Below are 26,123 nucleotides of genomic sequence, written 5' to 3' on the forward strand. Positions count from 1 at the left end.
GTTTAACACTTTGTTATAATTATAATAATTTTCACATTTATTTTAACATCATTTTAAAACAAAACTATTAAAGCTAATATGAAAAAATTACTTTTCGTTTTCGCATTGGTATTTGTTGCTTCTTTTGCTAATGCTCAAGGAGTGATTAAATTCAAATCAGAATCTCATGATTTTGGTAAAATAGAAGAAGGCGTTGTAGCTACTCACGTTTTTGAATTTACAAATACAGGTACTGCTCCAGTTGTTATTTCTAATGCCTCTCCTTCATGCGGTTGTACAACACCAGACTGGACTAAAGAGCCTGTAATGCCTGGTAAAACTGGTAAGGTGACAGCAGCATTTAGCTCGGCTGGCAAAAGTGGTGTTTTTCAAAAAACAGTTACTGTCATTAGTAATGCAGAGACTCCTCAAATAGTATTATCATTCAAAGGCGAAGTAATTCCAAAAGGAACTCCTGCTGAAGTTGCTACTCCTGTAGCACCTGCAAAAGCTCCAGCCAAAAAGAAATCGACAAAATAAGATTTTCTAAAATTTTAGAAAAAAGGCGTAGACAGCAATGTTTACGCCTTTTTTGTTTTTTAAGTGCTTTAATAAATCCAAAACGTTATTGCTTGCGTAAATCTGTTTAGAAATGTTTAGAAACAATAACTTAAACAACCGCCAGTTAAAATGAAAAAGTTAATATTAGTATTAGGAATAGCTTATTGTAGTGCTACCGCATTCACATCAAAAGCTCAAAATGTTACTGTAGGTCAAGAGGCAATGTTACCCGCCAAGAACATTGTTCAAAATGCAGTTAATTCTAAAGTCCATACTACTTTAGTAGCCGCAGTAAAAGCAGCCGATTTAGTAGGTACTCTTCAAACGAAAGGACCCTTCACAGTTTTTGCTCCTGTAAACGACGCTTTTGAAGATTTACCTGCGGGAACAGTAGAAAATTTATTAAAACCAGAGAACAAAGCAACCTTAGTGAAAGTTTTAACGTACCATGTTATAGCGGGCAAGTTAGACTTCAATGCAATCGCAAAAGCTATTAAGGCCGGCAACGGAACTGCTACATTAAACACTGTGAGTGGTGGCAAATTATATGCAATGATGAATGGGTCTCATAATATCATGTTAAAAGATGAAAATGGAGGCACTTCAAACATTAGTACATATGATGTTTATCAGTCGAATGGTGTAATTCATGTGTTAGATGCCGTAGTATTACCCAAAATGTAATCCCTTATCTAAAAGGTATGAAGTTAGTTATGAATACTTTCTTCACGCCTAATAGACAGGTGTGGTTTAATAATGGGTAATGTACAAAGGGCTTTCTTTTTGGAAGTCCTTTGTTTTCAAAATGCTTATTTCTCTTCACTCGTCTTCCCAATTATCCACGCTACCTTTCTAATTATTTAAGTAAGCGTAAAACAGTAATGTATTATTGTCTCGTAACATTTTCATATATTTCATATAAATGAATGATTATTAAACCATTAGATTAATTTTATAAACACACATTGTTTCAATCATAGAATATTGGAATAATCCCATTATCTTTATTAAGCCCTTTTACAAGAAGGTAAAGTATGAAAAAACTTCCTTAAACATAACTACTATTTTGTTGTTACATTAAGAGAAGTTATTCTTCACATCATCTTACATTCATTGAGAAGCAAACACTCATGTCTAAACGCAAAACCATTATAGCTGAAGAAGCGCTCGTTGCCTTACTGCAAAGTCAGGATGAGCGAGGATTCTCCATCTTGTATGATAATTACTCATCAGCACTTTACGGCGTTATTCTGAAGATAGTTCGCTCAGAAGAGGTAGCCGCTGACGTCATGCAAGACACCTTTGTGAAGATTTGGCGAAATATTGAAGCTTATAATCGTACCAAAGGAACATTATTTACATGGATTCTGAATGTGGCTAGAAATACAGCCATTGATAGAATTCGTTCACAAGAATTCCAAAATTCGCAGAAAAACCACGATATTGACGAACATGTAAATGTCATCGATAACCAAGGGGGAAGTCAATTTGATATTGATGCTATTGGGGTAAAGAAGGTAGTAGAATACCTAAAGCCTGAGCATCAACAAATTATTGATTTACTTTATTTCAAAGGGTATACTCAAGCCGAGGTTGCTGAAGAATTCGGTATTCCGTTGGGAACCGTTAAAACAAGAGTAAAATCTGCCATTACACAACTAAGGCAGTATTTTGTTCAATTTGGATTGATATTCCTTACTGGATTTTTTGATTTGTAATTGAACGATTTAATGATTGCTCAACACAAGTCAATCAGAAATCAATCTTTCACAGAAATCAACCACGATCAACATTTATAAAAATGAACATTCAAGAATACATAGAATCGGGTATTTTGGAAAGCTACTTACTAGGAGTTACCAGCCCTGCGGAATCCGCGGAGGTAGAACGCCTCGTGGAAGAGTATCCCGCCCTTCAGATGGAACTGATGGCCTTACAGGGTACGCTTGAAAATTATGCTCTTCAATTTGAACAAGAACCTCCTGCTACTCTTAAGAATAGAGTAATGGAAGCCCTTACGATAGAACAAACTAACACTGAAAATACTGGGAAACAGTCCCTTGAATTACCATTGCCTAAAGAATCTGAAAGTAATATTAAGCCCTTGAGGACTTATAATACTTGGCAAATGGCAGCATCATGGGTGCTTTTAGCCCTAAGTATTGCAGGCAATGTTTGGTTCTTTACTAATTGGCGAAATTCTGAAGAGAAAGTCCTTGCTTTAGAGTCTCAGAATCAAATTTTAGCGCATGAAGGGCAAACCTTAAAAGCTAATTATCAAGAAGAAGTAGCGATTTTGCGAAGTCCTCATGTAAAAATTGTTCCCTTAGCAGGTCAGAAAGATTTTCCAACTGCTAGCGCTGTGGTATATTTTGACCAAACGAGAGAATCGGTATATTTATCTGAGCTCAATTTACCAACCGCACCTGCTGGAAAACAATATCAGCTTTGGGCTATTGTTGACGGCAAACCTGTTGATGCAGGGATGATTGATGGGAATTCAATATTGTTAAAAATGAGGTCATTCTCGACTGCCGCAGCCTTTGCGATTTCATTGGAGAACACTGGCGGTAGTACTACTGAGGCAGGGCCTAAAGGAGCTATTTATGTAATGGGAGCTGTTTAGAGTTGTGAGTGAGGAATGCTCCGCCGTTGTGATTGGGAGCGGTCTTCCGCTGACGTTTAAATATTTATATACACTACTTAATTATCAATAAAAAAAGCCTAAAAGTGTTTAAAATTCACTTTTAGGCTTTTTTATATATTTATTTTTCATCGAACTAATTAATACCTGATACCCGAAATCCGATACCTGAACGCCTTATATTATTCCTCTCGATTTAAGTTCAAGGTATTTATTTACAGTATTTACCGTGAGGTTTTGAGGAGGCGTTAATAATGCCTGAATACCATACTGACCTAATTCACGGACTATTTGCTGTTTTTCGTAAAAGTATTTCTCCGCAATCGTTTTATGATATATTTCTTCGGTTGTTACTGCTGGCTTATCCAACAATGTTTTTAGCTCTGTATTTTCGAAAAAGATAACCATTAACAAGTGGTCTTTGGCAAGTTTTCTAAAATAAGGCAATTGTCTTCGCATAGATGTTACCGTTTCAAAATTAGTGTACAACAATAGTAAACTTCGCTGGCGAATATGGGTTTTAGCGTAAATATATAAAGCTTCATAGTCGGTTTCCAGAAACCTTGTTTTTTGTTTATACAGTAATTCCAAGATTTTAGTCATCTGTCCACCTCTTTTATCTGCCGCTAAAATCTGTCCAATTCTATCTGAAAAAGTAATTACGCCCGCCTTATCTTGTTTGTTAATGGCAATGTTTGATAAAATCAGCGTTGCATTAATGGCGTAGTCTAACAACGATAGGCCATCAAAGGGCATTTGCATTACCCTTCCTTTATCTATCAAGCAATATACGTTCTGTGATTTTTCTTCTTGGTAAGCATTCACCATTATATCGTTCCGACGAGCCGTAGCTTTCCAATTGATATTTCGTATATCATCTCCCTGAACATATTGTCTGATTTGTTCAAATTCTTGACTTTGACCAATTCTACGGATTTTTTTGATACCTAATTCAGTAAGCCTATTGGATATCGCCATTAATTCATAAGCCCGCATTTGTAGAAAAGAAGGATATACAGCCACCATTTTTTCATTAGAAAACTGATACCGACGCTTTAATAAACGGATAGGGCTTTTTACATATACATTCACCGCACCAAAACTATACTCTCCTCTTTTGGTCGGGCGTAGTTGATATTCAATAATTTGCTTTTCCGACGATTTTAAAGTCGTGTTAAATAGTAAATCTCGTTTCTGAAATTGAAAAGGAATTTCATCGATTATTTCCAGTAAGATTGAAAAGCTATAACGGTTTTCGATAAAAATAGCAATTGGGTTTTCATCGCCATTTGAAAGCCTCTCAGGAACATTTCTTTCGCAGAGAATCCCTTTCTTAGTTTTATATAAAATAATGCCATCCACTAAAAGCATTAATATCAACACCATAAAAAACAGCTGTGTAATACCCAATAAGAAAGGGAATACAAAAGCCAATACAAACAAGAAGACAATCCCGACAATAAAGTAATATACTACTTTAGCAATATACAAGGACTTGAAAAAATGTATCATATTTGTTTCACGGGATGATTAGCGGGTGCTTTTTTTAACGTATCAACAGGTGTTAGCTTAGGAGAATTTACGGCCTTACGTCTATCTTCTAGTTCTATTTTTACCTCTTCATAAATATTTTTAAAAACCTTGGGGTTTAATATATAATACTTTAAGCTAACATTAAACGTTGCAGTATCAGTTTGGTGTTTTTTCATGACCTTCCAACGTAGGCGTTGATACACCAACAAAGAAGAGTCTTGGCTACCCAAGTGCATATTATTTACACTAGCCTCGGCTTCGTGGATGTCAGCCAAGATTTTTGCCATCTTATCTTGTTCAATCAAGTTTGCGGGCTTATCTTCCGAACCGCAAGCTATCAACAAAGTTGCTATCAACAGAATTATTAATCTCATATTTCAAATTTACAGGGAATTTGGCTAGTTTTAAACTTGTAAAAGTTTTTTAAGTAAAATTATGAAATGATTTTTGTTTGAAGTAGCCTTCAACGAATGTAATAATAAATGACTCCCAACGAATTTTTAGCCAAGCTTTATAAATATGAAATTAAAATCCGCAAGGCTGTTACTTCACAGATGCGGGGAAATTTTCATTCTATCTTCAAAGGCTCTGGTCTAGAATTTAGCGATTTACGACAATATCAATACGGCGATGATGTTCGCTTGATTGACTGGAATACTTCTGCCAAAGGGCATGGGACGTATGTTAAAATCTTTAAAGAGGAAAAAGAACAATCTGTTTTTTTTGTAGTTGATGTAAGTGCCTCGCAAGATGTAGGCCGAACCGACCGTTCTAAATTAGATACAACGAAAGAGATTTGTGGGGTATTGGCACTATCAGCCATTAAAGAGGCAAGCCATGTGGGGCTATTGTGTTTTTCTGACCAAAAAGAAAAGTATATCAAACCTGCCAATACGCTAAAACATGGTTATCAAACGATACTGGAATTATTTAAGCTAAAAACAGAATCTACAGGAACGAATCTAAAAAAGATGATTTTGTTTACGCTGAATGTATTAAAACGGAGAAGTTTGGTCATTTTAGTGTCTGATTTTATTGATACTGGTTATGAAGAAAACCTCAAAGCGTTGGCGCGTAAACACGATTTAATCGTTATTCATTTATACGACCAGCGAGAAACCAATTTACCTCGTTTGGGTATTATTCCAGTGTATGATACTGAAACACGTAAAACGATATGGGTAAATGCTTCGTCAAGTTGGTTTAGAAATCGGATGAAAATACTTTTCGATAAAAACTCTCAACAAGTAGAACAGGTGTGTAAACAACATAGAGCCAATTATTTAGCCATTGATGCTTCCGAAAATTATGTACCTAAACTAATAAAATTATTCAAAGTAAGAAAGTAGATTATACAAACCCATTGGTTGTAAAACTCAGTATGAACCCTTTTTTAATGAAGCATTCAAACATTAACTTCACAGATTCATTAAAAGAAACATCAAAGATTACTGTTGCCTGCAAAGTTTTCAAAACTTTACAGGTGTTTCAGCATAGGTTCAATTTTGGTATTAATGCTATTAAGTTTTATATCCTACATCTTAAATCCTATGGCTTAACATCCAAACCTTACTCAAAGGCTAGTGTCTTGCGTCTTGTATCTTACGTCTTGTATCTTATATGCTGTCTTCCAATCACTCATACAAATGCTCAGAATACTTACTGGAAATTGCCTCGAGGGAAATTCATGAGTGAGAGTTTGAAAGTAGGTTTGCCCATAAAATATGCATTGAGTTATCGACACAAGCCAACGGCGGATGTTTTCTTTCCAGATTCTACGTTCAATTATGCCCCCTTTGAATTAGTTTCTCGAGAATACTTTCCAACCATTACGGACGAAAAAGGTAGTCTAGATAGTGCTATTTATACCCTCATTTCGTTTGAAGTAACCCCTGTACAAGAACTTAGCTTACCTATTTTTGTAAAAGAACAACTGGACTGTACGAGTGTATTTGCTCCTATGGATTACGTTCGCTTGAAAGGTACAATTGCTGAAAGCGGACAAATGGATACGCTATCCTTAAAAAAGGATACTAATGTTATCCTTTTATCGCAACAGCCTAACTATCCCTTAATATTTCTATTTATTATTGGGCTAAGTTTTTTAGGTGTTCTGACGTTTTGGTTTTTTGGTACTCCTATCAAAAGACAGATTAAACTCTTTCAATTCAAGCGACGATATGATGAGTATCAAAGAAGTTTTCAAAGGTTGAGCAGGGCTACTGACGACCAGAAAAAAGGACTAGAAAATGTAGAAAAAGCGGTAATCCTCTGGAAAAAATATGTGGAACGCCTAGAAAGTAAGCCCTTTACTACTTTTACGACGAAAGAGATTCTAGATAATTTACAAGACATTCGTTTGTCGGAGGCACTCAGAGAAATTGATGCTACAGTGTATGGAGGTATTTATTCAAAAAAAACAGCCTCTTCATTGGATATTCTTCAAGAACTGGCAGAGACTCTTTATCGAAAACATCGAAAAGTTCTGGTGCAAAGTTCTTAACTTGAACGAATTACATTTTTATGCAAGATTGGTTTTCAAAATATTGGTTTTTACCCTCTACCCTTTTAGGTTTTGATTGGGCACACCCTTTTTTTCTGTATGGATTGGCCGTTATTCCATTGCTTTTTCTACTGAGGAGTTGGCTTCGTGGCGGTGCTATCCAAAAATTAAACATTTCTTTCCCTGCTAACGATATTCAATCTAACTGGATAAGTTATTTACGTTTTATTCCTGCCATTTTTTTAATATTATCTATTGCTACGATGCTCTTGGCGTTGGCTCGTCCACAAAAAGTTATTTCCGAAACTGAAGAATTTTCAGAAGGTATCGATATTATGCTTGCATTGGATATTTCTAAATCAATGGATAGCAAAGATATTCCGCCATCCAGACTAGCAGTGGCCAAAAAAGTAGCCAAAAAGTTTATTGCAGGCAGATTACATGATAGAATTGGTATGGTAATTTTTTCGGGTGAGCCTTACTCCTTATGCCCCCTAACAACAGACTATGAAATGTTGGATGAATATGTAGATGAAATTTCGTCGCAACTTATCCAAACCTCAGGTACAGCCATCGGAAATGCCTTAGGAATGTGCATCAATCGTTTGAGAGAAATAGAATCAAAAAGTAAAGTTGCCATCCTTATTTCTGACGGTGATAATACATCTGGTAATCTAGACCCTGTAACCTCCGCCTTACTAGCCAAGGCCTTTAGCATTCGTGTGTACACTATTGCTGTAGGAAGTAATAAAAATGAAACCGAAAAAGTAGATGAAGGTACGCTTCGTGAAATTGCGAAAGTAAGTGAAGGCAAATTCTTTAGGGCAAAAGATGCGAAGTCGTTAGAAACAATTTTTGAAGAAATTAACCTTTTAGAAAAGGTAGAAATAAAACAAAATAAAATGCGAAATGTACGTGATTTTTATCATGCTTATTTGCGTTGGTCTATTGCATTTTTACTTTTATCATTCGCTTTCAAAAACACCTTTATGGGCAATATTCTAGAAGATTAAAATAATTCAGTATTATTTCATTCATTCCCCTGCAATAAAATCCAACAAAAACTATAATAAATCTAAAAAATCATATTTAAACACCATCTCGCTTAGATTTAATAATTCCTTAACATTCCGATAACTAAGTATTTATACCTTTGTGGCGAAATTACCAATATGAAAAACCACGATACTTGAAAACTTACTTAATAACCCAAAGTTTCTGTAAATTTTCAAGTTAACATTAGAGCAATTCTTTGCTCTTCAAATCAATAAAATAATGTTCGGATTAGACACGTCTCTATTCATTTTACTTTTCCTGTGTTTGTTTTTGGCTTGTGCTTTTGAGTTTGTCAATGGCTTTCACGATACAGCCAATGCTGTAGCTACAGTAATCTACACCAATTCGTTAAAACCAACACAAGCAGTAGTTTGGTCTGGTTTAATGAATTTCTTAGGCTTACTTACTGGCGGTGTGGGTGTTACTATGTCAATTATCGGTTTGCTTCCCACAGAGCTACTCATCGACCCCAACGTCTATCACTCTATGGCAACTGCCTTAGCGATGTTGATTACTGCCATTCTTTGGAACTTAGGAACTTGGTATTTTGGCATTCCTGCTTCTTCTTCGCATACTTTAATTGGTTCTATCATTGGTATTGGTGTTGGTTATGCACTGCTTCCTGAAAATAAGGCCGGTTTAGAAACAGTTAACTGGGACAAAGCTATTGAAATTGGTAGAGCCCTTTTATTATCTCCATTATTTGGTTTTGCAGTGGCTATTGTATTGATGTACCTTATGAAGAAAGGTATTTCTAACAAAGATATTTTCAAAGAGCCTAAAAAAGATACTCCTCCACCAATGTGGATTCGTGCTATATTATTTACTACTTGTACATTAGTAAGTTTCTTCCACGGTCGTAACGACGGACAAAAAGGTATTGGTTTGGTAATGATGATTTTGATTGCTTTCTTACCAGGATATTTTGCGATTAATACAGATGTTGATCCTTTTAAACTACATGCTGAAGTAAATACTGTACAGCAGATAGTTATTAAAATAGATACAACAAAATTATCGGCTACTGAAAAAGAAGGATACCACAAAATCATTAAAGCTACGAATGGCTTAATTGTTATTTTGGATGATAAAACCCTTACAAACGATAATCTATCTGTTGATAAAAAATTAGAGATTCGTAAAGATGTTCTTTCTATCAACAAATATTCTAAAAAATTGACTGAAAGTGATGCTGTTACGCTGAGCAAAGACGATAGAGATGCTTTGAAAAAAGCTACTGCTGGTTCGGCTCCTGCATTCTTCACATTTGGTACTTCTTCAAGTGGCTTATCTTCTTTAACAGATTTTGCTCCTACTTGGGTAATGTGGATGATTGCTCTTTCATTAGGACTAGGAACAATGATTGGCTGGAAACGTATTGTAGTAACTGTAGGTGAAAAAATCGGGAAACAACATTTGTCTTATGCACAAGGTGCTTCTGCTGAATTAGTTGCTTCGTTTACTATTGCCTTATCTACTTTATATAAATGGCCTGTATCTACCACACACGTACTTTCTTCGGGTATTGCAGGTTCAATGGTGGCATCAAAAGGTATTAAAAACCTACAAGGTGGCACGGTAAAAAGCATCGTAATGGCTTGGGTACTTACATTACCTGTTACCATTTTGGTTTCTGCCACAATATTTTATTTACTACGTACTTTGATTGGATAATTCAATCATATAAAAGTCATGTGAGAGGACGTTGTTCTATCACATGACTTTTAAGTATTATAGCATTTCGATTACCCCAACTACCAATATAGAAAATCCTAATGAAAAACTTTTTATTGTCGGCAATCCTATTGCTGACCATGTTAAACACATCCTTTTCCCAAAGTCCAAGGCAGTATTATCATATCTCGAATGGTTGGACAGACATCAATATCTCGGGAAAAATAGCTGGGAAATTTACTTGGCAATTAGAAAATCAACATCGCCGTGAAGATATGCAGGGTGACTACAATGCTGCTACCACCACAGGAAACCCTTACAACAACCTCAATCAACACGTTTTCCGTCCTTGGGTACATTATCAGTTTAACCCTAATGTTCGTTTTTCATTGATGCCTTTGGGCTGGATTGGCTCTAATCGTTTCGCAGAAGGTGCCCCTTCGGCTTTCTTTTCTGAAATCCGTGTCTCACCGCAAGTAATGTTAACACAAAATCTGGGAAGAGTACGCATTGATCATAGGCTACGATATGAATTCCGTTGGTTCGGAAAAAATCAGGCAGTTAATGATAAAAGCTTTATTTATGGTGGCGATTTCTCAACGACTACTTATAAAGAGCGTTTTCGCTATCAGATAAAAGTAACTGTGCCGATAAATCATGCTAAAATGGATGATAAAACATTATATGCACAGACTTATAATGAATTGTTTATCAATACAGGAGAGCAAGTAGGTAATACTAATTTATTAGACCAAAACCGTGTATTAATCGGACTTGGTTATAAATTCAATAAGTTTTTAGCTATTGAAGCAGGTTACATGCAACAAACGATATTTAAGTTTAATAATAGTGCGAAGAATAATGTTGATGTCAATAATATTCTTCAACTAAATTTAGCTGTGAGTAATTTTGAGCAATTGTTCAAGAAGTAATGAAATATGAGTCATTTTTAATATAAAATCATCAAAAAAGCGGTCGAAAAACTAATTTTGACCGCTTTTTTGATGATTTTATACGTTACTATATTAAGCTCTTTTTAGTTCAAATACTGTAATTTCTGGAGGCATCCCTACTCTACCTGGATAACCAATATAACCATATCCACGGTTTACATACAATTGTTGGTCTCCTTCTTGATATAATCCTCCCCATTGTTTATAAACATACTGTGCGGGCGTCCAAGTTTGTCCTGCCACTGTAATCCCGAATTGAGTACCGTGCGTATGTCCAGAGAACATCACATCAATATCTTTATACTTTGTGTTTACTTCTTTATCCCAGTGGGTTGGGTCGTGGGATAGCAATAGTTTTACAGGTGCTTCTTCCGTGCCTTTTACTGCTTTTGATAAATTACCATAAGTATGAAAACGATTTTGTCCACTGATATTTTGTACGCCAATAATCGCTAATTTTTCACCGCCTTGCTCAATAAATCTATTTTCGTCCATCAGCAAATCGTAGCCTAATACTTTATGAGCATGCATTAAATCTTGCAGGTTTTTTTGTTTAGCCTTAAAATCTTGCCCCCAATTTACATAATCTGCATAATCATGATTTCCCAAGGTACTATAAACCCCCAAGGGTGCTTTTACTTTATTGAAAATATCAATATACTCCTGCACTTCACTGGCAAGGTTATTCACCAAATCGCCTGTAAAGAAAACTACATCAGGTTTTTCTTTCATCAACATCTCCACGCCACCTTTTACAGCTACCCGATTAAAAAAAGAACCTGAGTGTATATCTGAAATTTGTGCTATCGTCATACCATCAAACTCCTTTGGTAAGTTTTTCAACGCTAGCTTTACTCTTCTTATTCTATAATCATGTGCGCCAGAGATAATACCCCATGTTAGTGCTAATGCAGGAACTGTGCCCGCAATAACAGCAGTCTTCATTAAAAATTCACTCCTAGTAATAGGCGTATTTAATACAGAAGGGGTATCGGTTGTGGTAGTAGTAGGAGTAGCTTCTGAAGAACCTGTAAATTTAGAAATCACCAAACGGAATAATCTAATGATATCATCAATCAATAAAAATAGTACTACAAAAATTTTAGAAATATAACTGATAAAAACACCTACCATAATAATGGTTCTAAGGTTTTTACCTAGCCATTCGGGCGGTGTAAAATTATAAAGCCACAATCCCAACATGCTGATAGCAGTAAATGCCCAAAAAACATATTTAACAATGTTCTGAGTATTAGCGGAGGTATTTTGAACGGAAACTTTTACGGCTTGCCAAACATACCAATCAATCAACAAGAGAATCATTGATAAAATTGGAATAATAATTAATTTATTCATTGAAGTAAGGGCTATTATATAACAATAACAGAAAGAGTATTAAATGATTGAAACAGGGTGATGTTCACCTCTAAGCTAAACGATATTCGGTAAGCCTAGGTTCTGGACGGCATTATTTTTATGATAAACGGTAATTTTCTACCCTATTATTTACTTTTTCCTATATAATCTTTGGTAAGCTTGTGGTTTCATCTGCATCAATGATTTGAACGATCGATTGAAATGTGAAAGATTATTAAAGCCACTTTCAAAAGCCACTTGCGATATACTTAGTTTTTCGCCTGCTAATAGTTTACAGGCGTGCCCTATTCTCAGTTCCTGTAAAAACTGAAAATATGTTTTGCGGGTATGGGTTTTAAAATATCGGCAAAATGAATTTACACTGATATTAGCCACCTCAGCTACTTCTTCTAAAGTAATTTCGCGGGCAAAGTTGTTCAATGAAAAAGAATAAATCATATCTATTCTCCTTGTGTTATATTCATCCAACGAAACGTTAAATTCTGTTTTTGATAAATCTACTACATCTTCTGCATTAGCTATATAGCTTAGAATACTTAGTAACTGAATTACTTTATCTATGCCAGTGGTGTTTAACATTTCTTCCATCAAAACGCCTACCTTTTCACGTGCCCCTCCGCCAATGAGCAATCCCTTTTTGGCCTTTTGAAATAATTCGTTTAATAATATCGATTCTGGTATTTTCATGAACCCATCACCCCAAAAATTGGGGTTGAAGTGAATCACGATTGAACGAGACATTAAAGTAGAATTTTGTTCAAAATAATGTGGGTCACTTCTAAAAAAGTGAGGTACATTAGGACCAATGATTATCAAATCGTTTTCACGGAAACTTCTTACACCATTCCCTACTAAAAGTGTTCCAGTTCCTTCAAAAATATATACTATTTCAATTTCAGGGTGATAATGCCAATGATTATAAAAATAGGGAACAAAATCCTTGTTAACATTGAATGATTGCTCGGGCATTACCTGAACTTTTCTAAATAATGGCTTCATGGTATGTAAATTATTACCGAATCACGGTGTCGCTCAAAATTAATGCTAATATAGTATCAAAATGTACTAATAACGGAAAAGTTTATGTAAGAAAAAAACGTTCACTTTGTAATGAAGTTTTTTTATAATTTATTGTAATAAAAATAGATTTAAAGATGATTAAGCGTCCGCATTACGATAATTTCGAGCTTTGGCAAAGATTTAAGAAAGGAGACCAGCAGGCTTTTCACTTGATTTATAAATTAAATCATAAAATTTTAGTCAATTATGGTAGTAAAATAACACAAGACATAGAGCTTGTGAGAGACACCGTACAGGATTTATTCGTAAACTTATGGCTTAGAAAACATAATCTTGCTGATACTGATAATATTGAACCTTATTTAAAAACTTCATTGCGTCATGATTTGGTCAGGAAAATTACTGAATCAAGAACTGGCGTTCCTTTTGATAATATTTCAGAGCTTGCCCATCAGTTGGAGAAGTATCATTTTTCTTATATTCATGAAAATGAAGAGCGAGAAGAGATGTTTATTAAACTTGAAAAAGCACTGTTATCGTTGCCAACCAGAGTCTCACAGGCTTTAAAGATGCGCTATTTTGATAAAATGGGTAATCAAGAAATTGCTACTAAAATGTCGATTAACTATCAGTCTGTTAATAACAATATTCACAGAGGCGTAGAAACCTTAAGAATTGCCATGACTCAGTAATATACTACTTGTCTATTTATTTTAAAGTATTACTAAAAATAGTAGATAGATACGTTATTTCAGAATATTTACCCCTTTTCCCTCTTATCTTTCATTTAAAGCCTACGTTATCCTTTCTTATTATATATTTAATATTTAGGTTGTTTTTTCATCTCTATTATTTTTCAAACAACTCCAAAATACCTCACTAATTGAATATCCACGCTTTTTATCTTCTTAACCTTTGATAATACGTGTATAGACACATATATTTGTGATGTAAATAACTAATCACAATTTACCCACTTAATTTTTATAGAGATATTTATACTGTTTTAGTATAGATTCAAGACTCCTGAAGGATAATCTTTAATGTATTACAAACTAAAGTGGCGGCTTTAATTTGTAAGCAAGGATAAAGATTAATAACAGGAGTTTTTTTTATTCCTTTGTTCCTATCAATTCTTGCCCTTGAACAATTACTTTCACTCCTGATATCAATCCGCCCGTGCGAACAAATATAATTTGAGCACCAAAGTTACCTTCTTCAAATTCATCATCTTTCTTTTTAATTAGCTTAGTCTCTGGATAATCTGCCGCTTGTCCATACAATTCGCCTGCTTTAAAGAACACTTTCATTTTTGGCACATAAGGATTATCAGCCATTTTATAGCTACCATAGTAATCTTTATATTCCAAAGAATCACTTTGAGCTACACTCATACTTGGGCAATTTGATGTGGTAGTTTCTTTTTGAAGGGCAAAGGTTGAAATTGAGATAAAAGTTAAAAGAGTTGCGAAAACAATTGTTTTTTTCATGATTGAATAATTTTCTTGTTAAGTTAAAAATGAAGCAATTAGGTACTGATAATAAACATTTGTTAAGTTAATAGTTTTTTCAAATTTAATCTAAAAATTGTGCCAAATTTGGTATGCAAGCATAATGTTTTTATTAAATTCGTAATATATTTTAAAGCAATCATTAAAACATTATCACAAATGAATGTAGCCTATATATATGATGCCGTTCGGACACCCCGTGGACGAGGGAAATCGGATGGTTCATTGCACGATATTCAGCCTGTTCAGCTCGCTCAACAAGTATTGCAACAACTCCGAGAGCGTAATCATTTAGATACTACATTGGTAGATGATGTTATTCTGGGTTGTGTTACCCCTATTGGCGAACAAGGAGCAGATATTGCCCGTACAGCGGTATTGGCTGCTGGTTATGACCAACGAGTGGCAGGTGTACAAATCAATCGTTTTTGTTCTTCAGGACTAGAGGCTGTGAACATGGCGGCAGCCTATGTGATGTCTGGTCAACAAGAATTAATTATTGCAGGAGGAATCGAGTCTATGTCTCGTGTAGCAATGGGTTCTGATGGTGGGGCGATGATGATGAATCCTCAATTGATTGCCGACCATAAATTTGTTCCTCAAGGTATTTCAGCAGATTTAATTGCTACTAAATATGGCTATACTCGCGAAGCACTAGATGCTTATGCGGTAGAATCACAAAGACGAGCGGGTATCGCACATCAAAATAATCGTTTTGCTAAATCGATGTTCGCCGTTAAAGACGACATCGGACAAGAAGTATTGACTTATGATGAAGGTATGCGCCCACAAACTTCTTTAGCTTCACTCTCAACATTAAAACCTGCTTTTGAAATGATTGGTCAAATGGGCTTAGACCATCTGGCTTTGATGAAATATCCTGAACTCAATGAAATCAAACATTTGCACCATGCGGATAATTCATCTCAGATTGTAGACGGCTCGGCAGGCATACTGATTGGCAGTAAAGCGATGGGAGAAAAACTAGGCATTAAACCGAGGGCAAAGATTACCGCTTTTGGTGTTTGTGGTTCTGAACCAACCATTATGCTAACAGGTCCTATTCCTGCAACACAAAAAGTATTAAAACGCAATGGCATGAATATCAGCGACATTGATTTATTTGAAGTCAATGAAGCTTTTGCTGCTATCCCGATGCTATACATGGATATACTAAACATAGACCCTTCCAAAGTAAATGTGAATGGTGGAGCAATCGCATTAGGACATCCACTTGGTGCTACAGGAGCCATTATCTTAATGACTCTTTTGGATGAATTAGAACGAACAGACAAAAATGTAGGGCTGGCTAGTTTATGTATAGGTGGAGGAATGGGCATTGCAACTGTTATTGAGAGGACTTGAGGACTGGAAGATTTGGTGGACTGTAGGACTAGAAGACTTGATGAGTAGAAGTATTAAAACCCTCTACTCATCAAGTCAGTAGTCTAAAAAGTCATAAAATCCTAAAGTCCTAAAGTCTCAAAATCCTAAAGTCCTCAAGTCTCAAAATCTTCAAGTCCTAAAAAAGAAATGATCTCATACAATATCTTACATAACGTTGCTATTTTAAGCATTAATGTTGCTAATCAGCCGATGAATGTGCTGAATGATGAATCTATTCCAGCTCTTTCAGAGGTACTAGATAAAGCTTATGCTGACTCAGCCGTAAAAGGTATCATCATTACGTCAGAACGTCCAGAGTTTATAGCAGGAGCTGATTTACGGATGATTCTTAATAATAATGGCAAAGCCCCCGCAGAATTACTAAAGCTTTCATTATCCTTGAATGCCATTTTTAGGAAAATGGAAACCAATGGGAAGCCTATAGTTGCAGCCATTAATGGCACAGCTTTGGGAGGTGGTTATGAAGTCTGTTTGGCTTGTCATTATAGAGTAGCACTTAATAATCCGAAGGCAGTAATTGGTTTGCCCGAAGTAACTATCGGTTTATTACCGGGAGGTGGTGGCACACAGCGTTTACCTAGAATGATAGGTATTGAAGCGGCGGCTACACTTTTATTAGAAGGGAAAAAGGTATCACCAAAAGATGCCCTTGCCTTAGGATTGGTTAACGAATTGGTAGATTCGCATGAAGAGATGATGGATAAAGCTTTTGCTTGGATTAATGCCAACCCTAATGCTCTGCAACCTTGGGATGAAATCAATCGGAAAACAGGGAAAATACAAGCCAGAGAAAACTATAAGATTCCGGGAGGAAATATATTGAGCCCTAAAGGCGCGCAACTAATGATGGCAGGCACAGCCATGACGATGAACAAAACTAATGGCAATTATCCTTCACCCATTGCGATAATGTCGTGCGTATATGAAGGGCTACTGGTAAATATTGATAAAGGACTTGTCATTGAGGCACGTCATTTTGTAAAAGTGGCGAACTCGTCGGTAGCAAAAAATCTGATTCGCACCATGTTTTTTGGACTGAATGAAACCAATAAGGGAGTAAGCAGACCAAAAAATATTGAAAAAACAGAAGTAAAAAGATTAGGTATTATAGGGGCAGGAATGATGGGGTCAGGCATTGCCTATGTGGCTGCCTTGGCAGGAATTCAAGTAGTGCTGAAAGACGTTTCACTGGAAGTAGCCGAAAAAGGCAAAAACTATACTAAAAACCTCCTTGAAAAGGCCATTGTCAAAGGCAAAATGGATGCTATAAAAGCAACTAATATTCTGAGTTTGATAAAAATATCTGACAATTATGCTGACCTCTCAGGAGCAGATTTAATCATAGAAGCGGTTTTTGAAAACCCCGAGTTGAAGGCAGACGTTTCAAAAAAAGCAGAAAGTTTCTTGAAAAAAGAAGGCGGTATTTTCGCTTCTAATACCTCCACCCTCCCTATCTCTGATTTAGCCAAAGCAGTAAATCGACCTGATAATTTCATTGGAATTCACTTTTTTTCGCCTGTTGATAAAATGCAATTGGTCGAAATCATCATGGGCAAAGAAACATCCGACTATGCATTGGCTGTAGCCATGGATTTTGTCAAGAAGATTCGTAAAACGCCTATTGTTGTGAATGATTCTCAAGGGTTTTATACTTCAAGGGTTTTCTTTACCTATACCTCCGAAGGTATAGAATTGTTAAAAGATGGTGTAAATCCTGTTGTTATCGAAAATATTGCCAAACAAATGGGCATGCCCGTTGGCCCATTGGCAGTATCTGACGAAGTAGCATTGGATTTAGCCTACAAGATTTCTCAGGAAGCTGTAGCAAAAGGCATTTTGCAAGCAACCGATACTGCTTATTTAGTCAGTAAACAATTTACTGAAATGGGTCGTGTGGGTAAAAAAGCCAAAGCAGGATTTTATGAGTATCCTGAAAATGGCAAAAAATATCTTTGGGGTGGCTTGTCTGAACTTTTCCCTATCAAAGAAGAAGCAATTGATGTAGAAGAAATCAAGAGAAGGTTATTGTATCGTCAGGCATTAGAAACCGTAAAATGTGTGGAAGAAGGCGTTATCCGTAAGAAGCTGGATGCTGACATAGGTTCAATCTTTGCTTGGGGATTTCCTGCTTATCTGGGCGGTACATTATCATTTGTAGATACTGTAGGCATTAAAACCTTTGTTTCAGAAGCTGACCGTTTGGCTGATACTTATGGAGAACGATTCAGACCTACGGATAAACTTCGTAAAATGGCTGAAGATGGAATTGGGTTTTATGAATAGAGTTTTATATAGTATTTTTGAAGGTAAGCCAACGATAGGTTTACCTTTTCTTTTTCTATAAATATAAAACACTAAATGATGCTACTAATTTACAAACGCCTAACATTTATTCTTCTACTTTTTTATACAGCCAATTCTTATTCTCAATCAGTTCTATGGATAGTTGAAGACAATGGTTTAGAAAAGCCCTCCTATATTTTCGGTAGTGTACATGAAATGTGTAAACAGAATTTCAAATGGGATATAAAGATTGAAAGGGCTATCAATATGACCAAAAGGGTTTACTTCGAGATTGATATTAATAATATTTTCGAGTTTTTTAGGCACAAAAGAATTGAGAAAATGCCTGAGGCTTATTCTCTTAAAGACTTCTATTCGGAAGAAGACTATGAACTAGTCGCCACTTATTTTAAGGAGAATTTCAACATTGATATTGAGAAAAAAGACAATATTTCTCCTTTGTTTTTAATGCTGCATGCTGACTATAAAGGGCTAAAGAAAATCTGTAAAAAAAGAATATCTTATGAATATGAGGTTCTTAAATTATCTCAAAAAAAATATAATTTCCCTATTAACCCGGGTAAAGTAAATGGACTTGAAACAGCTTTTGAAAGAGATTATATCCTCAAAAAAATAAGTTATCAAAGGCTAGCAGATATTGTTCTTCACATGATTCGTAAAGAATATTTTGAAGAATCGTCTACAGCTCTATCCTATGCTCAAATGATTTCATCATACTATAGAATGGATATTGAAGAAATTAGAGACACATCCAATGACGATATAGAAACACAAGAATTGGATAATATTCTGATTGATGCTAGAAATAGATTATGGCTTAAAAAAATGCCTTTGATTATGGCAGAACAACCTACCTTTTTCGTAGTGGGTGCGGCTCATCTTGGAGGAGAAAATGGATTAATCAATCTTTTAAAAGAACAAGGTTACACAGTGCGTCCACTGAAAATGAGTTGGGATAAAAAATTATAACAATATTTATTTTAAAATTATCATTTTACTTTTCCTACCTTTACAAAAATCCCCAAATCCCTTGTAAGTCGGCAAGATTTATAAGGGATTTTTTATAATGGGATGCTAACCCAAGAAGAAAAGTTTGAAGGACTAATAGAAGGAATATTAGCCAATGGTTACGGTGTTTGCGATGATTTTTTAAGTCTGGAAGAAGTTAAAAGTCTATCAACAAGATTTGAGACTAGGTTTGATGCTGGTAATTTTAAAGAAGCAGGCATTGGCAAACAAAGTGAAGTACATACAGCCACAGCCATAAGAGGCGACAAAATACTTTGGTTAGAAAGCAATTCTATTGACCTATCAGAAAGAATACTCTTAGATAAAAATCAAGCTTTTATCGATTACCTTAACCAAACTTGTTATTTAGGCATTATCGACTCCGAAATTCATTTTGCCAAATATGACATCGGGAAATTTTACCGTCGACACCGAGATACCTTTCAAGCCCAGAAGGGAAGAATTCTGTCAGTAATCTACTATTTAAACATCGATTGGCTTCCTGAAAATGGAGGGAATCTTTTGATTTATACCCAAGAAAATAATCAGGAAAAAATCATCAGCATTGCTCCATTAGCTGGCAGATTAGTTTGTTTTGAAAGTGAAAAACTAGACCACGAAGTTTGTGAAACGTTTAAAGAAAGGTTGAGTATTACAGGGTGGTTGTTGAATTGTTAGTTTTGCAAGGTATGAGCGTGATGCTCACTTCCCAAGGCTGGTCTCTCGACCAATCCTTTTTTCTTCTAATCTAAAGGATTCTTGTGGACTGGTTAGGAAACCAGCCATGGAGATAGAGTCAAAATAAAAGTTTATAAATAAGAAACAAACATAAGGCTAAAAGTCCAAAAATTATAAGTTTTGTATTAATTGAGCCTTGTTTAAGCTCATTTAACTCTTGCTTAAGTTTTTCGTTATCCTGAGATAGTATATTTAGTCTCGACTCTTTAGCTTGTAAAATTGATAATGTTTCGTTTAATTTTTGGTGTAATTCCCTACTATTTTTTTCTGCTTGTTTGGCTTTATTTGTAAGTTTAGTATTTATTGACTCTATTTGATCAATCTTTTCCTGCATAGCTTTGATAATACTATCAAACTTTTCTCTTTCCATTTCTTTCTTATTTTTTGAATTCAAAAAACTCTTTATTCTTTCATCTACTTTAATATCTTTACTATTAATTTTTGATTTCAAAGTAATTCCATTGAAAGAACGACATCTACTTAAAGCAACATAAGTTTGTCCTGTTGCAAAAGCACCATTGCCAAGATCAATTACGATTTTGTCAAATGACTGCCCTTGACTTTTATGAATAGTAACTGCCCATGCAAGTTTTAAAGGAAATTGCATAAATGTACCATTAATATTCTTCATTATTCTTTCTTCTTCCTTATTCCATATATATTCGTAACTTTCCCAAGTTACTCTTGGTACTTCATAAACTTGATTAGTCGTGTTGACTTTGACTTTAAGAGATGATTCATCTAATGAGATAATTTTACCTAAACTACCATTGACCCACTTTTTTTCTACATCATTTTTTATGAACATTACTTGTGATCCTTCACGTAAATAAAGTACTTTATCTGTGGGTAATTTACTTTCATTAGTTTCATTTAAAAATATACCTGTTACACTGGCATTGAATTCATATTGTATTGCATCAAGTTTTTGTAGTTCTTTTTGATTTGTTTGTCGAACTATTTCGTTGGTAGTAGCAAGGATTATTTCATACTCTTTCCCACTTGGTAAGTATGTTGGATTATACCTTTGATTAAGTTGTATCAAGTGAGAAAGTTCAAGATTATTTTCCCGAACACCATTTAACAATTGTATAAAATCTTTATCTTTTTGTCTATATACTTTTTCAAGCTCAATAATATGATAATGAAAATTTGCTTCAAATACTTTAGCACTAAAGAAATAAGGAGTACTATAATTTGAGTTCAATATTTCTATTTCTGCAATTTTCCTATTATCAACTACAGGTGGGAGTTGGAATAAATCACCAATAACTAGTAATTGTTTTCCAGCAAAAGGGTAATTTGACTTTAAATTTTTACGCAAAGAAAGGTCTATTGCATTCATCAAGTCACTTCTAACCATTGAAATTTCATCAATAATAATTAAGTCAAGATTCTTTAACAATTCTTCTTTTTTCGATAATAAAGTGAGGTCTTTGTCAAGTGGAAGGTAAGGGCGTGGTTCAAATTGAAAGAATGAATGTAAAGTTTGCCCTTCTACATTTAAAGCTGCAATTCCAGTTGGAGCAAGTATTACGAAAGATTTTCTTATATCTTTAATTAAATTACGAAGTAGTGTTGATTTTCCTGTCCCAGCTTTACCTGTTAAAAAAACAGAACTTTTTGTATAATTTATTAGTCTTATTAAATCTTGCGCTTCTGGATTATCTGAATATTCTTTTAGTAGTTCTTTCATTAGTTCGATTTAATTAATAAGCTTACGGTTTACTCGCTAATAAATTTTATCCCTCATTTCAATTATTTTAAAAAACATCCTTAAATAAAACCCTACAATTTGAAATAATAAAAACAATTCCCCAAACAATCATCAGACTCTTTTCTCAAAACTTATTATATGGTAATTTCTTTATATTTTTGGGTCTTCCCAAGGCAGGTCTCCCGACCAGCCCTCCTTTTCTCTAATCAAATTCTTGTGGACTGGCTAGGAAACTAGCCACGGAGCTAGAGATTAGACAACTTTTAAAAAGTTGTCTAATCTTATGCAGCCTACCGCTTACTAAGAATCAATCGTTTTTTTTTGATGTAGTTACGAGTTTTGGTATATTTCTATCAAATTTATTATCAGATGCTTAACTCGTATATTTTATGAATGATTCGCTCGTTTTCGAAGACTGGGACTTAATTATTGAAGACATTCAAACTCAGAAATGTATTGTTATCATCGGTCCAGACATCATTGAATATACGGGGTATCCAAGTTTCTTTGAAGCGGTTTCTCACGAACTAATTGATAATAAATACATTAGTCAATCTTTCGTGGAAGAACAGCTTTTTCAGATAAAAATTACGAATCCTGTACGCGCGAAAGCTGAAAAGAATGATGGTATCCGCCATATTGCAAAGGCTATGCAAAGGGTTATCGAAACGAATCAATCAAAACTTGATGCTATTGCTCTTTTGCTTAAAAAGTTGCCTTCTCAGTTAATTCTCTCTTTGATTCCAGAAGAGGCTACTTTCTCCAGAATTTTACAAACGCCTGTTCGGTATTATCATAAAAATAAAACTTCTGAAAAAGAAGTTCTTCCTCCGCTAAGTCCTGATTCACCCACTGTATATAATATCTTAGGGTCACTAAGCCAGTCTGAATCTTTGGTTTTTACTTACGATGATTTATTCGAATATATTTTCAGTATTCTAGGAGACAATCGTTTACCACAAGAATTACAAATTGCCCTAAAAAGCGCAGAACGTTTCATTTTCCTTGGTGTAAATTTCAACAAATGGTATATGCATTTGTTGTTAAAACTATTGGCTTCTGATAAAAACGTGTTGGCGATAGATGCCCACATTCCTGAGGCTTCACGCACCTTTATTATGAACCGTTTATCTTTAGAAATGATGGATTATACCCCGTCGGCTTTCTTAGATAAACTAACCTGCAATTGTCATGATGCTGCAAAACCCAAAGATGATACTGCTGTAAAACCAGTTGTTAAACCCATCAACGTACCAACGTCAGTAAGTAAACCTAAAAATAGCCCTGTAAGAATTTTTCTCTCTTATGCCCACGTAGATGAGGATTTTAAAAAGGAATTGCTTATCACTTTATCTCCTTTAATCAATCAATCGAAAGAAATTGAAATTTGGGAAGACCGACAAATTGTGGCTGGTCAAGAATGGGGTAAATCTATCACTTCAGAGTTGGAGACCTCAGAACTAATGATTTGTCTGGTTAGTCGCAATTTTTTAAACTCTAAATATTGTATCGAGCAAGAGGTGGCGAATGCAATCAATCAACAAAAACACGTTTTACCTGTCTTATTAAAATCTTGTGCTTGGAAAGACTTCCCTTTTCTGTCTTCAAGGCAAGTAATTCCGCGAGATAATAATTCCATTATTAGCTTCAAAGACCAAGACGAGGCTTACCAAAGTATTTATGAAGAAGTAAAACGTTTAGTTACATTGATTAAATCTGAAAGAGCATGATAGTCAGTAAAAATCGTTATCCCGGTCCTAAGCCATTTAGAACAGATGAAAAGGATATTTTCTTTGGAAGAGATACAGACATTGCAGAATTTTATAAATATATTTTTTTACACCAAAGCGTAGTGCTGTTTGGCAAAAGTGGATATGGCAAAAGCTCATTAATCAATGCAGGAATTATTCCTTTATTGGCTGAAAAAAATAAGCAAGTACATTATTTTGAAGTAAAATTTGGCCCTTATGTGTCAGGCTCGGATAGGTCGACACCCATTGAAAGGGTAAATGCTATCATCAAAGAAAAATCAACAGAACATTCAGCTTTAATTTTAGAGAAATACTTTCAAACAGATAATTCATTTTGGCATACGCTTAAAAACTATCAGATAAGTCATGAAGCTAATGAGATTATCTTTTTTTTCGATCAGTTTGAAGAACTTTTTACGTATCCACAAGAGCTAATCTTCGAATTTAAGGAACAACTAGCAGATGTTTTATACACAACTGTTCCTGCATTTTTTAGAAACCAAGAAGATTTGCTTGATGAAGAAGGTATTTCAGAGGAATTTAGACTCAATTTTTACCAAAAACCAGAGATTAAAGTAGTTTTTGCCATCCGTTCAGATAGATTAGCTCAATTAGAAGAACTCAAAGACTTTCATCCTGCTATTTTAAAAGACTGTTATGAACTCAAAGGCTTAGATGAAGAAGGAGCCTTAGCGGCAGTGTTGAAACCTGCTACTCTGCCCGACGAGCCTGTAGGAACATTTAAAACACCTGCTTTTGAAATTAAACAAGAGTTAGCCGAACAGTTGGTTAATGAACTAAAAGATAGAAATGGACGTATCGAAACATCTACGCTCCAGATTATCTGTTGGCAAGTAGAAGATAAATTCGTGCCTGCTTGGATACAAGGCGAAGAGAAGTTTGTATTGACTTTTGAACAAATTGATATTGACCAAGACGGACAAATAAAAGGTGATATTGAAACGGTTTTTGATAATTATTATAAAGATACTATCGAGACCAAAATCGATGCGCAATTTCGTGAAGCGACGTATAGACTTGTAGAAGAAGTATTGGTGCAAAATGGACAAAGGATTCCTTTTGAACATCATTATTTAATGTATGTAGTGCTGGTTGAGCAACTCGGCATTCCCAACCGACAAGTTGCACAGCAAATTTTGGATGTTCTACGAGAAGCATCTTTATTGAAGGTAGAGCAAGATTCTCAAAGACGTTTAATGTATGAATTAGGGCATGATACTTTAGTAGACCCTATCAGTAAAGCCGCCAAACTTCGAGAGGAAAGAGATGACCAAATAAGAGTATGGGAAGAAGCAGAGAATGCCAGAGAATTAGCCGAAAAGGCTCAGCTAGAAAAAGAAAAGGCTAATGAGCAAGCCGCCCAATTTCTAGTCTTAAAAAGACGGGCAGAGGTGCGTTCTATTTTTGCTTCTATTGGTTTTATCATTGCTTTTGTAGTAGCCATTTATGCTTATTCTTTAAAAAGAGAAGCTGATGTTTTAACTAGTAAGCTTCAGATAGCCTATAATAACACCGAGCAAGCCAAAACAAAAGTAGAAGGACAATTAGATACAGCCATTACTATTGCACAAGATGCACTTAAAACAATTGACAAGAATGAAGCAAAAGGAGAAAGCAAAAATGTTACATCTGAAAAAACAAATTACGATTCTGCTTTTGCCTATTTAGTTAAAATTAAAAGCACAACCCCTCGTAAACTGAGGAAAAAGGAGATTAAAGCATTCATTAATCCAGAAATTAAGCAACTTTATATTGAAGAGGACTCCAAAAAGTCAAATCAAAATAACCAGAATTTAAAACAATAAATACTCATAATATTATTTTTCAGTAAACTAGTTAGGTTTATTTTCATCTTCTTTAGCTTCTTTATTGGCTTGAGAGCTATTATTCTGTTGCTGATGGTTATTTAAGTTAAACCATTCTGCATTTTCTGTGGACATGATTGCTTCAATATTCACAACGAATTGCTGGAAAGTAGCATTCTCTTGATAAGGACCTGCTTTGGTTAAATACAGAATTTTTTCACGTTTAAGTACTTCTCGTACTTTGCGATAATTCACCCAACTTTCATGATAATTGAAAAGGGCATCTAATCCACTTAAGATAGCGATTAATACTCCTATCAACCCTATGATTGTTGGAAAATAAAGAACATCACTATATTTCGTAGCCAAGGGCAAACAGGCAGAGAGGACAATCACTAATACCTTAATTTTGATATAGTTATCCTTGTTTTTTCTACTTTTTTGGGCAAAAAAATTCATTTGGTCATCCAACCTTTGTTCGATGTATTCTTGTTCAGTCATAGTTATTTATTGTTTGGAGATATTAATCTTAATTTAAAAATAACTCTTCAAAACAACAAA

Annotated in this window: 23 protein-coding genes; 16 read left to right on the forward strand and 7 right to left on the reverse strand. The window is 34.9% G+C overall.

Annotation, left to right across the window (positions count from 1 at the left end):
• Positions 1-78 precede the first annotated feature (78 nt).
• From AC07XN_RS06745 to AC07XN_RS06760, 4 genes are all read left to right on the forward strand, one after another.
• On the forward strand, positions 79-519 hold the full coding sequence (locus AC07XN_RS06745; protein ID WP_494742490.1) for a DUF1573 domain-containing protein: 441 nt from the start codon (positions 79-81) through the stop codon (positions 517-519).
• Positions 520-669: 150 nt separating this feature from the next.
• Positions 670-1,224: a fasciclin domain-containing protein gene (locus AC07XN_RS06750; protein ID WP_494742491.1), complete on the forward strand. Its 555-nt coding sequence runs from the start codon at positions 670-672 to the stop codon at positions 1,222-1,224.
• Between the two features lie 446 nt (positions 1,225-1,670).
• Positions 1,671-2,258, forward strand: coding sequence for an RNA polymerase sigma factor (locus AC07XN_RS06755; protein WP_309921805.1), 588 nt, complete (start codon positions 1,671-1,673; stop codon positions 2,256-2,258).
• 83 nt (positions 2,259-2,341) lie between these two features.
• A complete protein-coding gene (locus AC07XN_RS06760) occupies positions 2,342-3,166 on the forward strand; it encodes an anti-sigma factor (protein WP_494742492.1) in 825 nt (274 codons plus the stop codon).
• A 195-nt stretch (positions 3,167-3,361) separates the two neighbouring features.
• Here the strand turns inward: AC07XN_RS06760 and AC07XN_RS06765 are convergent, their stop codons facing one another.
• Both AC07XN_RS06765 and AC07XN_RS06770 read right to left on the reverse strand, forming a co-directional pair.
• Positions 3,362-4,693, reverse strand: a complete 1,332-nt coding sequence (locus tag AC07XN_RS06765) for a DUF58 domain-containing protein (RefSeq protein WP_494742512.1) — start codon at positions 4,691-4,693, stop codon at positions 3,362-3,364.
• Positions 4,693-5,091: a DUF4296 domain-containing protein gene (locus AC07XN_RS06770; protein WP_309921799.1), complete on the reverse strand. Its 399-nt coding sequence runs from the start codon at positions 5,089-5,091 to the stop codon at positions 4,693-4,695. Before AC07XN_RS06770 ends, AC07XN_RS06765 begins: the two co-directional genes overlap by 1 nt.
• Positions 5,092-5,199: 108 nt before the next feature.
• Between AC07XN_RS06770 and AC07XN_RS06775 the strand changes: the two genes are divergently transcribed.
• The 5 genes from AC07XN_RS06775 (at position 5,200) to AC07XN_RS06795 (ending at position 10,882) form a co-directional block, all read left to right on the forward strand.
• Positions 5,200-6,066, forward strand: coding sequence for a DUF58 domain-containing protein (locus tag AC07XN_RS06775; RefSeq protein ID WP_309921796.1), 867 nt, complete (start codon positions 5,200-5,202; stop codon positions 6,064-6,066).
• Between the two features lie 32 nt (positions 6,067-6,098).
• Positions 6,099-7,220 carry a hypothetical protein gene (locus AC07XN_RS06780; RefSeq protein WP_494742493.1) on the forward strand — a complete coding sequence of 374 codons (1,122 nt, stop codon included), beginning with the start codon at positions 6,099-6,101 and terminating at the stop codon, positions 7,218-7,220.
• A gap of 20 nt (positions 7,221-7,240) precedes the next feature.
• Positions 7,241-8,233, forward strand: a complete 993-nt coding sequence (locus tag AC07XN_RS06785) for a VWA domain-containing protein (RefSeq protein WP_494742494.1) — start codon at positions 7,241-7,243, stop codon at positions 8,231-8,233.
• Positions 8,234-8,495: 262 nt separating this feature from the next.
• Positions 8,496-9,950: an inorganic phosphate transporter gene (locus AC07XN_RS06790; protein WP_494742495.1), complete on the forward strand. Its 1,455-nt coding sequence runs from the start codon at positions 8,496-8,498 to the stop codon at positions 9,948-9,950.
• Between the two features lie 101 nt (positions 9,951-10,051).
• A complete protein-coding gene (locus tag AC07XN_RS06795; protein WP_309921783.1) occupies positions 10,052-10,882 on the forward strand; it encodes a DUF2490 domain-containing protein in 831 nt (276 codons plus the stop codon).
• A gap of 93 nt (positions 10,883-10,975) precedes the next feature.
• On the opposite strand, the gene AC07XN_RS06800 is transcribed toward AC07XN_RS06795, so the two are convergent.
• Together AC07XN_RS06800 and AC07XN_RS06805 are read right to left on the reverse strand one after the other, a co-directional pair.
• Positions 10,976-12,259 (reverse strand): metallophosphoesterase, encoded by a 1,284-nt coding sequence (locus tag AC07XN_RS06800; protein WP_494742496.1) that lies wholly within the window; start codon positions 12,257-12,259, stop codon positions 10,976-10,978.
• Positions 12,260-12,409: 150 nt separating this feature from the next.
• Positions 12,410-13,279, reverse strand: coding sequence for an AraC family transcriptional regulator (locus AC07XN_RS06805; protein WP_309921777.1), 870 nt, complete (start codon positions 13,277-13,279; stop codon positions 12,410-12,412).
• 155 nt (positions 13,280-13,434) lie between these two features.
• Between AC07XN_RS06805 and AC07XN_RS06810 the strand changes: the two genes are divergently transcribed.
• Positions 13,435-13,992, forward strand: a complete 558-nt coding sequence (locus AC07XN_RS06810) for an RNA polymerase sigma factor (protein WP_309921773.1) — start codon at positions 13,435-13,437, stop codon at positions 13,990-13,992.
• Between the two features lie 420 nt (positions 13,993-14,412).
• On the opposite strand, the gene AC07XN_RS06815 is transcribed toward AC07XN_RS06810, so the two are convergent.
• Positions 14,413-14,790 carry a hypothetical protein gene (locus tag AC07XN_RS06815; protein ID WP_494742497.1) on the reverse strand — a complete coding sequence of 126 codons (378 nt, stop codon included), beginning with the start codon at positions 14,788-14,790 and terminating at the stop codon, positions 14,413-14,415.
• 180 nt (positions 14,791-14,970) lie between these two features.
• On the opposite strand from AC07XN_RS06815, the gene AC07XN_RS06820 reads away from it, so the two are divergent.
• The 4 genes from AC07XN_RS06820 (at position 14,971) to AC07XN_RS06835 (ending at position 20,208) form a co-directional block, all read left to right on the forward strand.
• Positions 14,971-16,176 (forward strand): acetyl-CoA C-acetyltransferase, encoded by a 1,206-nt coding sequence (locus AC07XN_RS06820; RefSeq protein WP_494742498.1) that lies wholly within the window; start codon positions 14,971-14,973, stop codon positions 16,174-16,176.
• 168 nt (positions 16,177-16,344) lie between these two features.
• On the forward strand, positions 16,345-18,501 hold the full coding sequence (locus AC07XN_RS06825; RefSeq protein ID WP_494742499.1) for a 3-hydroxyacyl-CoA dehydrogenase NAD-binding domain-containing protein: 2,157 nt from the start codon (positions 16,345-16,347) through the stop codon (positions 18,499-18,501).
• Positions 18,502-18,576: 75 nt separating this feature from the next.
• Positions 18,577-19,491, forward strand: coding sequence for a TraB/GumN family protein (locus tag AC07XN_RS06830; protein WP_494742500.1), 915 nt, complete (start codon positions 18,577-18,579; stop codon positions 19,489-19,491).
• A gap of 102 nt (positions 19,492-19,593) precedes the next feature.
• Entirely contained in the window at positions 19,594-20,208 is a 615-nt protein-coding gene (locus AC07XN_RS06835; protein ID WP_494742501.1) for a 2OG-Fe(II) oxygenase, read from the forward strand.
• Between the two features lie 118 nt (positions 20,209-20,326).
• On the opposite strand, the gene AC07XN_RS06840 is transcribed toward AC07XN_RS06835, so the two are convergent.
• Positions 20,327-21,964 carry an ATP-dependent DNA helicase gene (locus tag AC07XN_RS06840; RefSeq protein ID WP_494742502.1) on the reverse strand — a complete coding sequence of 546 codons (1,638 nt, stop codon included), beginning with the start codon at positions 21,962-21,964 and terminating at the stop codon, positions 20,327-20,329.
• A 410-nt stretch (positions 21,965-22,374) separates the two neighbouring features.
• On the opposite strand from AC07XN_RS06840, the gene AC07XN_RS06845 reads away from it, so the two are divergent.
• On the forward strand, positions 22,375-23,715 hold the full coding sequence (locus tag AC07XN_RS06845; RefSeq protein WP_494742503.1) for a toll/interleukin-1 receptor domain-containing protein: 1,341 nt from the start codon (positions 22,375-22,377) through the stop codon (positions 23,713-23,715).
• Positions 23,712-25,562, forward strand: coding sequence for an nSTAND1 domain-containing NTPase (locus tag AC07XN_RS06850; RefSeq protein ID WP_494742504.1), 1,851 nt, complete (start codon positions 23,712-23,714; stop codon positions 25,560-25,562). The genes AC07XN_RS06845 and AC07XN_RS06850 overlap by 4 nt, the downstream gene beginning before the upstream one ends.
• A gap of 27 nt (positions 25,563-25,589) precedes the next feature.
• Here the strand turns inward: AC07XN_RS06850 and AC07XN_RS06855 are convergent, their stop codons facing one another.
• The gene (locus AC07XN_RS06855; RefSeq protein ID WP_494742505.1) at positions 25,590-26,063 is read right to left on the reverse strand and encodes a DUF4231 domain-containing protein; all 474 of its coding nucleotides are present in this window, start codon (positions 26,061-26,063) and stop codon (positions 25,590-25,592) included.
• Between the last annotated feature and the right edge of the window lie 60 nt (positions 26,064-26,123).

The sequence above is a fragment of the Arcicella sp. GW458-12-2-14-TSB2 genome, from assembly GCF_059423785.1.